8 protein-coding genes and 1 pseudogene are annotated in these 13,998 nt (G+C 58.8%); 2 read left to right on the plus strand and 7 right to left on the minus strand.

Going from position 1 to position 13,998, the window contains the following annotated elements; genetic code table 11:
• Positions 1 to 161 precede the first annotated feature (161 nt).
• The 7 genes and pseudogenes from ACSFE6_RS04670 to ACSFE6_RS04700 all read right to left on the minus strand — a co-directional run.
• Positions 162 to 476 carry a DUF2934 domain-containing protein gene (locus ACSFE6_RS04670; protein WP_435426488.1) on the minus strand — a complete coding sequence of 105 codons (315 nt, stop codon included), beginning with the start codon at positions 474 to 476 and terminating at the stop codon, positions 162 to 164.
• Positions 477 to 495: 19 nt separating this feature from the next.
• Positions 496 to 3,270, minus strand: a complete 2,775-nt coding sequence (locus ACSFE6_RS04675; RefSeq protein ID WP_435426489.1) for a malto-oligosyltrehalose synthase — start codon at positions 3,268 to 3,270, stop codon at positions 496 to 498.
• Positions 3,267 to 5,345 carry a 4-alpha-glucanotransferase gene (gene malQ / locus ACSFE6_RS04680; RefSeq protein ID WP_435426490.1) on the minus strand — a complete coding sequence of 693 codons (2,079 nt, stop codon included), beginning with the start codon at positions 5,343 to 5,345 and terminating at the stop codon, positions 3,267 to 3,269. The genes ACSFE6_RS04675 and malQ overlap by 4 nt, the downstream gene beginning before the upstream one ends.
• On the minus strand, positions 5,342 to 7,138 hold the full coding sequence (gene treZ / locus ACSFE6_RS04685) for a malto-oligosyltrehalose trehalohydrolase (RefSeq protein ID WP_435426491.1): 1,797 nt from the start codon (positions 7,136 to 7,138) through the stop codon (positions 5,342 to 5,344). The genes malQ and treZ overlap by 4 nt, the downstream gene beginning before the upstream one ends.
• Before the next feature lie 141 nt (positions 7,139 to 7,279).
• The gene (gene glgA, locus ACSFE6_RS04690; RefSeq protein WP_435426492.1) at positions 7,280 to 8,866 is read right to left on the minus strand and encodes a glycogen synthase GlgA; all 1,587 of its coding nucleotides are present in this window, start codon (positions 8,864 to 8,866) and stop codon (positions 7,280 to 7,282) included.
• Between the two features lie 599 nt (positions 8,867 to 9,465).
• Positions 9,466 to 10,419, minus strand: coding sequence for a D-2-hydroxyacid dehydrogenase family protein (locus tag ACSFE6_RS04695; protein WP_435426493.1), 954 nt, complete (start codon positions 10,417 to 10,419; stop codon positions 9,466 to 9,468).
• A 13-nt stretch (positions 10,420 to 10,432) separates the two neighbouring features.
• Positions 10,433 to 10,714 (minus strand): annotated as a pseudogene (locus ACSFE6_RS04700) (alpha/beta fold hydrolase); the annotation flags it as partial.
• A gap of 70 nt (positions 10,715 to 10,784) precedes the next feature.
• Here ACSFE6_RS04700 and ACSFE6_RS04705 point away from each other — a divergent pair.
• Positions 10,785 to 12,317, plus strand: a complete 1,533-nt coding sequence (locus tag ACSFE6_RS04705; protein ID WP_435426494.1) for a recombinase family protein — start codon at positions 10,785 to 10,787, stop codon at positions 12,315 to 12,317.
• 787 nt (positions 12,318 to 13,104) lie between these two features.
• Entirely contained in the window at positions 13,105 to 13,998 is an 894-nt protein-coding gene (locus ACSFE6_RS04710) for a hypothetical protein (RefSeq protein WP_435426495.1), read from the plus strand.

Below are 13,998 nucleotides of genomic sequence, written 5' to 3' on the forward strand. Positions count from 1 at the left end.
CCCCCCCCCCCCCCCCCCCCCCCCCCCCCCCCCCCCCCCCCCCCCCCCCCCCCCCCTCCCCCCCCCCCCCCCCCCTCCCACAGAGGATCTGTGCCAGGCGAGCGCGCTGGTGGTGGCAAGATGACTCGCCATGTGGCGATTCGAGTTAATCGTGTAAAGCGTCAGACCGCTGGCGGCTTTCGCGCTGCGCGAGGCTTTTTCTCCGCAGGTTTCTCGCCCGGCGGAATCACCTTGGACGCCGCGGCAGGCTTGGCGCGGGCTTTGGGTTTGGGTTCGCTGGCCTTGCCATTGAGGGCTGTTTTACTGGCTGTTGCCTTGCTGCCGGCCGCCTTCGTTGCCTTCTTCGGCGCCAGGGCTTCGGCTTCGGCCAGTTTGCGTGCCATCTCCCAGTGGCGTCCTTCCTGGCCCTCGGGTTTTCCCTCTGACTCCCAGATCTGATAGGCAAACTCGCGGATGCGTTTATCGTCGGTACTCATCGCAATGCTCCTGAACAACTCAAGTGTCGGTAGTTTGGATAAAGAGATTGACCGGGAAGTCCCCCAGCGCGGCGCTGATATACAGCTCCTTGTTTTTTGTGACTGCGATGCTCGAAAAAAGTCCCTCGAGATTTTCCTCGGCGGTCGCAAACGGTAACCGGACCCGCGTATCGCCCCACTGCGGCGCGCCCACCTGTGGCTCGGCACTGTTTTCCAGCAAATGCGCACAACGAATCGGTACGATCACAATGGCCCGTTTACCCTCATGTTCCCGAACAAATCCCAGCACCCGGTGTGCCTGGCTGCCGACGATGTCGAGGGGCTGGTACGTCCCTTGTCGAAACAACGCCGGATGCTCGGCACGCAGGTTCAACGTCCTGGCAATCAAGCGTTGCTTGATGCGCCCGTCACGCCAGTTCGCCAACAGTTCCGCCAGGTCGGCAGATTGCTGCAAGGCCTGCTGGCGACTGGCGTAATCCACCGGCCGGCGGTTGTCCGGATCGACCAGGGTGAAGTCCCAGAAGTCATTGCCCTGATACAGATCCGGTACGCCGGGCACTGTCATGCGCAGCAAGGTTTGCGCCAATCCGTTGAGAGCACCGGGAACGGAGATGACCTGGGCGGCTTTGCCCAGTGCCGAACGCAGCAGTTCGCCCTCGGGCGCCAGCAGCAGGCCCTGGACAAATGCCTCACAGGCTTGTTCGTAGGCCTCGTTTAGCGCACTCCAACTGCTTTGCAGTTTGGCTTCGCGCAGGGCCTTTCTTTGCCACTGGCAGACGCGTTCGGCGTAAGCCTGCAGGGCCGGCTGATCATCGCTGCGCGCATCCAGAGGCCAACTGCCCAGCAGCGCCTGAAACAAAATCAGTTCATCGCCGGCAGACGGCGCCTGGTCGTCGTTGCGCAGTGCTCGGGCGAGGGTGCGCCAGAGTCCGGTCTGTTCGGCGTACCACTGGCTGCGTTCGCTCAACACCGCCAAGCGCGCGCGGGTGTCTTCGCCGCGCTTGTGGTCGTGGGTTGCGGTGGCCAGCAAGTTGTCGGGGAACTCGGTCAAGCGTTGGCTGCACGCGGCATGAAAGTCAGTTACCGGCGCACTGAACTGCCCGGTGCTGAAGCCGACGTCATTGCGCGACAGCAGCACCGCCGAACGATAAAACGCCGTGTCTTCCACGGCCTTCGCCGCCGTCGGTGAGGTCAGTTGTTGAAAGCGCACGCAGGCATGCTTGAGGCGCTTGCGTACCCGTCCCGCGGGACGTTTGCGCCAAGGTTCGCCACCCAGCCAGCGGGCCAGATGATCGAGCACCGGCCAGTCGGCTTCGCCGAGGGTTTGCCGGGCGCCCGCCATGGCCTGCTGGAAAAACACCTCATCCTGCGCTGAACGCCCCAGCGGGCTGATGTAAGTGCGATACACCGGGAAGTGCACGATCAGTTCCTGCAACGCCCGACGGATCGCACCGAGGGTCAGGTCCCGGGTCATCAGGTCATCCCGCGCCACTTGCAGCAGGGCCTGGGCGACACTTTCAAAATCCCCGGCCAGGGAACCGTTGAGGATCTGTTGGCGCGCCAGCCGCGCTTCCTCATTGAAATCGCTCGGGCGTTCGCTGTGCCGGTGCCAGAGCTGGCCCAAGGTCCATTCACCCTGGGGATCGTGCAGCAGCAGTGACAACTGGTTCATGAATTCGTAGCCGGTGGTGCCATCCACCGACCAGTCGCGGTGCAGGGTTTCACCTTCACCGAGGATCTTCTCGACATGGATCGGCAGGTGCCGGCCGGGTGCCAGGCTGTCGACGCGACGTCGCAGTTTGCGGCAGTAGGCCCGAGGATCAGCAAGGCCGTCGATGTGGTCGATGCGCAGGCCGTCGATCAATCCGTCCGCCACCAGTTGGAATATTTTCGAGTGGGTGGCTTCGAACACGGCCGGGCGTTCGACGCGCAGCCCTCCCAGTTCGTTGATATCAAAAAAGCGTCGCCAGTTGATGTCATCCGCCGCCGTGCGCCAGCTGGCCAGTCGATAACTTTGGCGCTCCAGCAAATGATGCAGGCGCTGGAAACCTTCTGGCGCAAGGCTGTCGTAGCGCTTCAGGTTGTCTTCGATGACCTGGCGCATGACCGGGTCGCACGCCAGTTCGCGCAACTCGTCTTTCAATGGCATCGCCAGGCTGTGCGCATCCGTTTGATAGCTCAACGTGCTGAAGCGCTCCGCCAGCGATTTGAGTGGCTCGGCATCCGCCATGAGCAGCTCGCCGTAATGGCTGGGGCAAATCGGAAAGTGATGCTCGTAATGCTCGACATGGAACGCGCCCCGCCGGGCATCGAAGCGCAGGGGCAGGGTGCCGTCCTGCAAGGCAATACCGTAGTCGCTGCCCAGGAACGGCAACAGCAGTTGGCCCTCCATCATCGGATCGGGCGAGTGCCATTGAATATCGAAGAACTCGCTGTACGGGCTCAGTCGGCCCCATTCGAGCAGGTCCAGCCACCAGGGGTTGTCACTGCCGCCGACGGCCATGTGGTTGGAGACGATATCGAGGATCAGGCCCATGTGCTGACTGCGTAATGCGCCGACCAGTCGACGCAACGCTGCTTCGCCACCCAGCTGCGGGTTGACCGTGGTCGGGTCCACCACGTCGTAGCCATGCATGGAGCCGGCGCGGGCGCTCAGCAGCGGCGAGGCATAGACGTGGCTGATGCCCAGTTCGGCGAAGTACGGCACCAGTGGCACGGCATCATCAAGAGTGAAGCCTTTGTGAAATTGCAGGCGCAGGGTGGCCCGCAGCGGCGGAGCATGCACCAGGGTCATTGATCACGCTCGGCCGCCTGAAGCCGCGCGACGGCGAGCAATTCCAGGCGTCGGGCAGCATCGGGGTCATCGAGCAAGGCTTCGCTATAACCCGGCAAGCGCCTCGACCAGTTGGGGTGGGTATCGATGGTGCCGGGCAAGTTGGCCTGTTGTTCGATGCCCAAGGCATCTTCCGCTGGCAGCAACACCAGCGGTGCGCGGGTGTGGCCGAGGAAGCGCACGCTGGCGTCGAGCACCTGGTCGGTTTCGTGGGATTCCTCACGGAAGTTCTGCGGGTCCTGGCTCAACGCCCGACGCAGGCCTTCGCGCTCCCGTTCACGATAATGGCGCCACTCGATCTCGGCGTTGGCGTCGATCAGGCCCAATCGAGCGTTCCAGTCGATATCACGGCCATGCCACCAGCCATTGAGGGTCGGCAGGTCGTGGGTGCTGGTAGTCGCCAGGGCGTTGTCCGGCCAGTCGAGGATCGGTTTGAAGTGGGTGTTGTCCTGTTCGAACAGCAATACGCGCATGCCCAACATCGAACGGGCGATGAGCTTTTCCCGCAGACCGTCCGGCACGGTGCCCAGGTCTTCGCCGAGGACGATGGCCTGATGCCGGTGGGATTCGAGGGTCAGCAGGCGCAGCAGGTCGTCCACCGGGTAATACAGGTAGGCACCATCGGCGGGCGGCGAACCGTTGGGGATCACCCACAGGCGTTGCAGGCCCATCACGTGGTCAATGCGCAGACCGCCGGCGTGGGCAAAGTTGGCGCGCAGCATTTCGATGAAGGCGCGGTAGCCGTTGCGCACCAGGCCTTCGGGAGAAAACGCGGAAATCCCCCAGCCCTGGCCGGCACGATTGAGAATGTCCGGTGGCGCACCCACGGTGAGGGAGGCGAGCAATTCATCCTGGCGACTCCAGGCCTGACTGCCGCCGCCATCGGCACCCACGGCCAGGTCGGCAATCAGGCCAATGCTCATGCCGCTGCTGCGGGCGGCGGCGTGGGCGCGTTCCAGGCAACGGCTGATCAGCCACTGGCAGAACGCATGGAAGCCGATACGCCCGGCATTTTCTTCGGCGAATTCGACCAACGCGGCACTGCGCGGGTTACGCCATTGTTCGGGCCATTGCCGCCAGTCCAGGGGTTCACCGCGGGCAGCGCGCGTCTCTTGCAGGGCTTCGAAGCGGCAATGGTTCTCCAGTGCCTCACCGCCCGCGTGGCGGAAGCTGCTGAAGTCGGCGTGCAGCGGGTGTTCGCTCTGTACGAAGCCTTCATACAACGCCTGCAACAGTCGAAGTTTGGTGTCGGCGGCGGCGGGCCAGTCGATCAGCGGCAGATTCTCCAGATGCCTGAGTTCGTCAGCCAGGCCGGTGGCGGCGATGGCGGCGCGCAGTGCACGTTCGCCGAGGATTGCTCCGGGTGCGCAATACAGGCTGTTGAGAAACAGTCGACTGGACGGTGAATAAGGGCTGTAGCGCCGAGTGTCGCTGGCGAACATCGCATGCAGCGGACTGATGGCCAGCGCTTCGGCACCGCGTTCGCCTGCCACCCGGGCCAGATCTTCCAGGGCCTGGGTATCACCAAACCCGCCATCGCCATTTCGGCGCAAGGCATACAGTTGAACGCTCAATCCCCAGGCTCGGGGCGTCGGGTGCTCAACGGCGTCGCCCACGCTGTAACAGCGCTCGGGCGCCACCGCCAGGGTGAAGGTTTGTCCTGCGATGCTGACATGCTGGTAGCCGACCGGAATCAACCCCGGCAGCGTCGCCTCGGCATCCAGTTTAAGGCTGAGCCGCGAACCGTCTTCTAGATGGATCTCACACGGCGTGTGCGCCTCGAAGTAATGGGCCAGGGGCAGGCCGACACCCTCGTCGGCCGTGATCAGCGGCGGCAGATGTCGGGTCTGTTGCGCCTGTTGCAATTCGAGCAGGCTGGCGTCGATTTCCTGCGCGCTGCCGGCCGGGTGGCCGAGGCCGGTGAGGACATTGCGCAAGACCGAGGGCGCAACTTTTTGCGCACGGCCGTTGGCATCGATCCAGTCGACCGCCAGACCTGCCCGGCTCGCAAGTATTTCCAGCTGCGCATCGCTCATTGACGCTCTCCATCCGGGTGAAGCAAAGGGGGCGCGGCCTTGAGGGTGACAAGCGCGCAATAGGGGGCCAGCGTGCCCTGGTTCAACAGGCCGATGGCGTGTGCCGGGGACTCGAACAACACCACTGCATCGGCCTGTGGGAAGTGGATCACTGGCCTGTCGCGCAGGTTCAGGTCAATGCGCAGCAAGCTGCCATCGCCCATCAGCCAGCGTGCCGACACCGCGCCCTCGGCCAGTACCTCGGCATCGAGTGCCTGGGTGCCGGGCAGGCGCGGGATGATGTGCCGATGGCGGATCTGCAGCAGTTGCCGGTACAGCTCGTATATGGCCGAAGGCCCGGTGGCTTTAAGCATAGGCCGGGATGCCTCGAAGGTCTGCGGTGCGTTCGGATCGGGAATCTGCTCGCGTCGATGCGGATCGGCAAAGGCGCTGAACGCAGCGAATTCGCTGCGCCGTCCCTCGCGCACCAGACGCGCCAACTCGCCCTGATGACTGGTGAAAAACAGAAAGGGTTGCAAGGCAGCCCATTCGTCGCCCATGAATAGCAGCGGGATCATCGGTGACAGCAATAACAGTGCTGTCGCCGCTTTCAAGGCTTCCCGCTCGGCAAGCTGATGCAGGCGCTCGCCAAAGGCTCGATTGCCGATCTGATCGTGGTTCTGCAAAAACAGGATGAAGGCGCTGGGCGGCAAGTGCCCGCTGGGCTCGCCACGGGGCTTGCCATGGCGATTGATGTGGCCTTGGAAGACGAAGCCCTGGCTCAAGCAGCGGGCCAGTTGCTCGGTGGGGTTTTGCGCATAATCGGCGTAGTACGCATCGGTTTCACCGGTTAATAGCACGTGCAGTGCGTTATGGCCGTCGTCGTTCCACTGCGCGTCATATCCGTGTTCCAGCAGGCTGGCCTGGTTGTGTTCATTTTCCAGCATCAGCCAGACGTGACGCGCCGGATCGGTCTGCTGGCGGATGCGTTGCGCCATTTCCTGAAGAAAGTCCGGACTGTCGATGGCGTGCACGGCGTCGAAGCGCAAACCGTCGAAGCGGTACTCGAGCAGCCACATCAGCGCATTGTCGATGAAGAAGTCGCGCACCTCGCGCCGTTGGAAGTCGATGGCCACCCCCCAAGGCGTGTGCTTGTCCTCGTCGAAGAAACCCTTGGCGTAGCGATGCAGGTAATTGCCGTCCGGACCGAAGTGGTTGTAGACCACGTCGAGAATCACCGCCAGGCCATGACCATGGGCGGTGTCGATCAGGTGCTTGAGCTGTTCGGGCGTACCGTAGGACGCCTGGGGCGCGTAGGGCAGGACCCCGTCGTAGCCCCAATTGCGCTCGCCGGGGAACTGCGCCACAGGCATCAGTTCAATGGCGGTGATTCCCAGTTCGACGAGTTGCGCCAGGTGCTGCTCGACGGCCTGGAAACCACCGAGCGCCCCGACATGCACCTCGTAAATCACCGCCTCGTTCCACGGTCGCCCCAACCAGGTGCTGTGCTGCCATCGGTAGGCGTGGGGATCGACCACCAGGCTGCGCTGGTCGATGCCCCCGGCCTGGGCGCGGGAGGCCGGGTCGGGTACGTCCAGTTCGCCATCGATGTTGTACCGGTAACCGGTGCCCGCCGAGCAGCGGGTATTGATCACGAACCAGCCGTCAGCCTGAGGCAGCAACGGCAAGGACTGTCCATTTTCCAGTTCGACACTGACGTAAAACGCATCTGGCGCCCACAACGCGAATTGCGTGTGCTCAGCGTCCAGCATGATTGCGCCGTGGGGCCAGGTCTCAAGGGTCCGTAACGGCATCCTGAAAGCCTCTTACTTAATGTAAGGCTGTGTAGGAGCGAGCTTGCTCGCGATGGACTCAAGAACACCGCGATGTACCAGTCAACACGCGTCATCGTTAACGACCATCGCGAGCGAGCTCGCTCTTGCAAACAGCATTACTTACTGAATGTGCGATTTCCCCAGTGCTTTCGCTACAAGCTGTTCATAGAGTTCGGCGTAGGGTTCCACCGCCTTGCACCAATTGAAAGGCGCCGCCATGGCCCGGCAACGCATGGCGTTGAGCAGCTCGGGGAAGGCGAAGACCTTGAACGCACGGCTCAAGGCCTGCTGGTAACTCTCCACCGTGGACTCGTCGAACAGGAACCCGGTTACGCCATTTTCAATGGTGTCGGCCAGGCCGCCGGTATTGCGCGCCACCGGCAGCGAGCCGAAGCGCTGGGCGTACATCTGGCTCAAACCGCACGGTTCATAACGCGAAGGCATCAGCAGGAAATCACTGCCGGCAAACATGCGGCGGGCGTCGGTTTCGTTGAAGCCGATACGCACACCGATCTGGCCGGGGAAGCGCAGGGCCAGTTCGCGCATCGCCTGTTCTTCTTCAGGCTCGCCACGACCGATGATTGCAATCTGGCCGCCGGATTTGACGATGTACTCGGAGACCGCTTCCGTCAGGTCCAGACCTTTCTGATAAACCAGCCGCGAGACCACGGCAAACAGCGGGCCTTCGGAGTCTTCCAGGCCAAACAGTTGACGCACGTGGGCGGCGTTGACCGCTTTACCTTCCCAATCGCCGATGCTGAACGGGCGGAACAGGTGCGTATCGGTGGCGGCGTCCCAGCTTTCGTCGATGCCATTGGGAATGCCGCTGAGCAGACCTTGCTGGGTCTTGGCGGCCAGGAAACCGTCGAGACCGCAGCCGAACGCCGGCGTGGTGATTTCCTGGGCATAGGTCGCGCTGACCGTGGTGATGTGGCTCGAATAGGCCATGCCGGCCTTGAGGAACGACATCTTGCCGTAGAACTCCATGCCTTCCTGTTGCAGGGCGTGATGGGGGATACCCAGTTCGGGGCACGAACCCAGGCTGGTCACGCCTTGATAGGCCAGGTTATGGATGGTGAACAGGGTCGGCGTGCGCTGCCCGCGCCAGTGCATGTAGGCCGGCGCCAGGCCAGCAGGCCAGTCATGGGCGTGCACCAGGTCCGGGCACCAGTGAATTTGTGCCAGGTTGGCGGCGATATCGGCGGCCGCCAGCCCCAGGCGGGCGAAGCGAATATGGTTGTCCGGCCAGTCGCGGCCGTTGTTGGCGCCGTAAGGCGAACCTTCGCGTTCGTAGAGTTCAGGGCAGATCAACACGTAAATGACCAGGCCATCGGGCATGTCCATGCGCCCGATCTTGCAAGGTGGTAGCGCGGCATGCCCACCCAGCTCACCGATGATATGAATCGGGTTTTCACTGTGCATCACCTGCGGGTAACCGGGGATCAACACCCTTACATCGTGCAGATGGGTCATGGCCCGTGGCAGGGCAGCGGAAACGTCACCCAAGCCGCCGGTTTTCACCAGGTCGGCAATCTCGGAGGTGACGAACAACACTTTTTTCCGGTTGGGATTCTGGCGGGCCGCCGGAGTCAGCGCCCGGGTGCCGGGAACGCTGATGGACTGGGCAGTTGCGGCACTCACGGTGCCCGATTCACCGACATGCTGATGAGCACGTTCTCCCTGTACATCCAAAGCCGTACTTATCATATGAATCTCCCGTGTTGTTGATCTAATTCTTAGCTCTGGCAAACGGTGTTTCATTGGCCCATTCCCGAGGCCGGGCGCAAAAGCGCTGCACATTGCCGGGCAGGCGCTGCCCAATGCGCACAAGCAGAATGGGTGGAGTAGCCATTGCAAGGAATGCACCAGTCGCAACGCACCTACCTTTCAGTCGACCGACCACGAACGGCAAAAGTTTCGATAATTTTTCCGCTTTGTGACCGGTCGGTCTAACCCCGCGAAAATCAGCCTAGACCAGAACTTAGAGCGGTAAAGCTCGAATGGCAAAATTGTTCGACAATCGGTTTTAAGCGGTACGGACGTGCCGGATTGCGGGGCAAACGCACCGACGAAGGGCAGTTTTTTTTGTGAAATTGGCAGAAAAAGAAGCACAACTGTCACATCGGTGTGCGTGGGTGAACAGTTGGGTTGCACCATTGCGGTGCATGATTTTAAGCGTTGTGGTGTTTGAGCGGGCCTAATCGCTGGCAAGCCAGCTCCCACAGGGTTCATTGTTGGACGCAGATTTGCGACCCGCCGAGATCACTGTGGGAGCTGGCTTGCCAGCGATGAACGATGACTCGGTATCAATTCAGCAACCGAATGGACTCGCCCGAGGACCACGCCTGAATGTCTTCAATCATCTGCGAGAAAAACAGATGATAGTTTTGCTGACTGACATAGCCCACATGCGGCGTGGCCAACACATTCTCCAGGGTCCTGAACGGATGATGGGGCGGTAACGGCTCGACCTCGAACACATCCAGCGCCGCACCCGCCAGACGCCGCTTCTGCAGGGCCTTGATCAAAGCGGCTTCATCGACAATCGGCCCGCGTGCGGTATTGACCAATAGGGCAGTGGGCTTCATCCAGCCCAGGGCCTCGGCGTCCACCAGCCCACGCGAGCGGTCGCTGAGGACCAGATGCACCGAAAGCACGTCGGCTTGCTCGAAAAGTTCCTGTTTACTGACATGGGTGACGCCCACTTGCGCCGCTCGCTCCGGGGTGAGGTTTTCACTCCAGGCGATCACGCGCATGCCGAACACCTGACCGAATTGGGCGACACGCTGGCCAATGCTGCCCAAACCGAGGATGGCCAAGGTCTTGCCATGCAGATCGCCACCCAGGCCTTGCTGCCACTGGCCGGCGCGCAAGGCGTTGGCCTCGGCCACCAGATTGCGGGTCGCGGCCATGATCAGCGCCCAGGTCAGCTCCGGGGCGGCGTGTTTGTAGCTGTCGCTGCCACATACCTGAATACCCAAGGCCTTGGCGGCGTTCAGGTCGAGGGCAAAGTTGCGCATGCCCCCGGTCACCAGCAACTTGAGTTTTGGCAGGCGGCGCAACAAGTCTTCATCGAAGCGGGTACGCTCGCGCATCACGCAGATCACTTCGAATTCGCCCAGGCGTGCCGCCAATGTCTCGTTGTCGGCGGGATAGTCGTGGATAAAACTTACCTGACCCATGTCGTCCAGCCGCGACCAGTCGACCACATTCCGGGCCACATCCTGCCAATCATCAATCACTGCAATCTGCACCGCCATCAGCCTTACCTCATTAACGCACGGGGTTGGTTTTGTTCAGCCAGCCAAGCAATGCCTGGTGAAATTGCGCCGGTTCTTCCATCTGCGGCGCGTGGCCCATGCCGGGGAATTCGACCAGGGTCGATTGGGGAATCCGTTTGGCCACTTGTTTGCCCAGCTCGTCGTAGTGGCCGATTTTCGCCTTGACCTCGGGGGCGGCGATGTCGCTGCCGATGGCCGTGGTATCGGACGTCCCGATCAGCAACAGGGTTGGCATCTTCAGGTTCTGGAATTCGTAGTACACCGGCTGGGTGAAGCTTTCTGCAATGTGTAGAAGATAAAAACCCGTTAGAATTCCTATGTTCCGTGGCTTCCAGAGGTGTCCAGTGCCCAAGGCAATTTCCTACATTCGATTCTCTACAGGCAAGCAAGCCAAGGGCAGCAGCCACGAGCGCCAACAAGCGATGCTTGACCGTTGGTTCTTGGACAATCCAGATTTCACCTTGAGCAGCGAAAGTTTCAAGGACTTGGGTATCTCTGGCTCTGATGGTAGCCACCTTAAAGGAGGCTTTGGCAAACTCCTAGAAGCTATCGACAATGGAAACATCCAGGCGGGTGACGTGATACTCGTTGAAGCGATGGACCGTGTAGGACGTCTTGAGCCTATGGACATGTTGCCGATCCTGTCCAAGATCGTGAAGGCTGGCGTAGACATCGTGACCTTAGATGATGGCATCAGGTACGACAGGGAATCAGCAAACAGCAATCACTTGTTCCTTCTTGTGGCGAAGGTGCAACAGGCTCACCAGTATTCCGACACGTTGAGCCGTCGCATGAAGGCCAGCTACGCCAGCCGAAGGAAAGCTGCTGTGGAAGGTATCCCGCCAAAACGCAATACACCTGTTTGGCTCACATCCGATGGCAAGCTGATTAAAGAGATAGAGCCGTTGGTGAGACAAGCATTTGAAGACTACGCCAGCGGGTTGGGGGAACGTCGTATCTTTGAACGCATCTTTGAAGGGAATACAAATCCACTCCTTGCACGTATGGCACCGTCTACTGTGAAACGTTGGATGACAAACAGAACCGCAATAGGCGAATGGAACGGGATAGCAGGTGTGTATCCGCCTGTTGTGACTCCAGAGTTGTTTTACCGTGTACAGAAGCGTATGGAAGAGAAGTTCTCTCCTAGGAGCGCCCCTACAAAACATCGTTACACGGGCCTTGTTGTGTGTGGTGAATGTGGAAAGAACTTCAATACGAAGCATTACAGAGCCACCGGTATCACTTCCATGGAGTGTTCGAGTCGTGCCCGTAGGGGCTCTGTAGGCTGTTCTAACGCACGATCTATACCAGAGCCTGTGATAGCCTTTGTTTATAACGTATCGAGTCCTGCGTACGCTGCCAGAGCCTTGGAGGGGCAAGTCTTATCAGCTTCACAGAAGCGTTCGATTGAGCTTGATGGAAAAATAGGCGAGTTGACGAAGCGTATCAGTAAAATAGTTGGTGCTATCGCTGTAATTGGGGATGAGGACGACAGCAAAGAGTTGACAGACATGTTTAGTAGTCTTCAAGCAGAACGGAGGGTGCTTCGGTTAGAAAAAGATGGCTTGTCAGATGATAGTGTGACGTTCGTGGACAGACTTCATGACTTGACAACCTTCAACTATGACCCAGTGAAAGCCAATGCGATGTTACAGAGTGTCGGGTACAAGATGCTGTGTTATCCCGATGGTTCTGTGGTGACAGAGGAAGGAACATTCAAGTACGAGGGGTGGGGTAGGGCAGCAGACGTACATAAAGTCATTCAGCCCAACGGTGTGTTGGTGACATTGCCGATATACCGTGATGGTAAGGAGCCTCCTGTGCAAGTGGCGCCAGTTGGAATGTTGAAAGCGTTACGTATGAACAAGTCGTGATATGATCATCGTGCACACTGGCACAAGGATGTGTATAGAAGAACACCAACACGGGAGTTGGGAGGTGTGTAGCAATGTTGGTGCATTGTTGAAGGGGGAAGCCCCGCTGTCTTTCTGGGTGGCGTTGCTTCCCTTTGTCTAGTGGAAATAGATAGTTGATACAGTTGCCGCATGCCACATTCATTTACCGTCGATCCTCATTCGTCTGTGTCAGTTATTTCACATCAAATTTATGTGTCACCTGACAGAATAGTGATAGACATGTATGTGGTATGATGATATAATTGGCCAGAGGATGGTAGTAGGTTATTCCTTTTCCTGACTTGTGTCCTTGATTCATTACTTGAGACAGCGTTAGACAATCCGTGTAGTGGACAGAGAGTATGCGTTCTCTGAGATTGTCATAAATTCAAGAGTATGTTGCAACGACATGCTTTTCAAACAAATCTGTCAGTGTGGGATTGATCAGATGGGAAACAGGAATATGGCTCCTTCGGGAGCCATTTCTTTGTCTGCATCATTTTAACGCACGCACAATTGACACAAACCCTTCTGGTACACGCCACCCCTGATAACCCCCCATGAAAGAGGAAACAACGATGTCCATCATCGTATGCCATTGCGGACGCTCGTCCGTAGCCAAGAGAGCTACCCGTATCCATTGCTCTGGTGCATGTCGTGCAGCCTACAGCAGAAAGAAACAAACATTCCAGCCAATCCGAGTGAAGGCCGAATACATGCAACACATTCCCAATCCAATACTTCCCACACCACAAGGAATATACACATGCGTCAAAGAGAGAGAATCTACACTCTAGTTGTCGGAGACTACAGCACAGGCAACGGCCTATCGATTGACAGTCTTCAAATGACATTCGATATTTCAAAGACATCCGATATCAAGAATAGTGGCGGCAACAGTGCATCCATTGAAATCTACAACCTGAATGCAACACAGCGTGCATTGTTGGAAGATAAACAGTATATCGAAGCAACCCTATCTGTCGGCTACCGTGATATTGGAACTCGTGTTCTAGTCACTGGCAACGTCACAGAAGCTGTCACCCGTAAAGAAGGAGATGACTACATCACCCAATTGACATTGGGCGAAGGCTATACGGACTTGAATCACAGAAAGCTCAAGAGTGTAGTGTCTCCCGGTAGTACAGTCGCTGATGTGATTGAAGCTATCCGCAAGGAGATGCCTAGCGTAGCCCGTGGGGCCATTACAGGAACAAACCTGAATAACCCTGTTGTCAGTGGCTGGCGCCTCTCTGGAACGCCTAGAGAAGCCCTCAAGAAGATTTGTGAAGCCAACAAACTTGAATACAGCATCACAGGCAACGTATTGAACACCACAGACGTTAACGGCTCATTCACGAAAGATGTTGTGAATTGCCCCGTGTTGAACGAAGCCACAGGACTTCTAGAAACTCCTTTCCGCAGGTTGCAAGATGCTCAATTGAGCAAGAAGGACAAGCAACGCCGTAGAGGGATTCAATTCAAAGCCTTGCTAAACCCTCTGATTGTTCCCGGTGCAATCGTCAAACTAGAGTCAGAAACAATCACAGGTTTCTTTCGTGTGAATGCCGCTCGCTTTGCTGGTGACTTCCGTGGCAATGATTGGACAGTTGAATGCACAGCATCAGAAATTGATGTTGCAACCGTCACAGTAAAATAA

Origin of the sequence: Pseudomonas baetica, assembly GCF_051216495.1 — a bacterium.
Taxonomy (GTDB): domain Bacteria; phylum Pseudomonadota; class Gammaproteobacteria; order Pseudomonadales; family Pseudomonadaceae; genus Aquipseudomonas; species Aquipseudomonas baetica_B.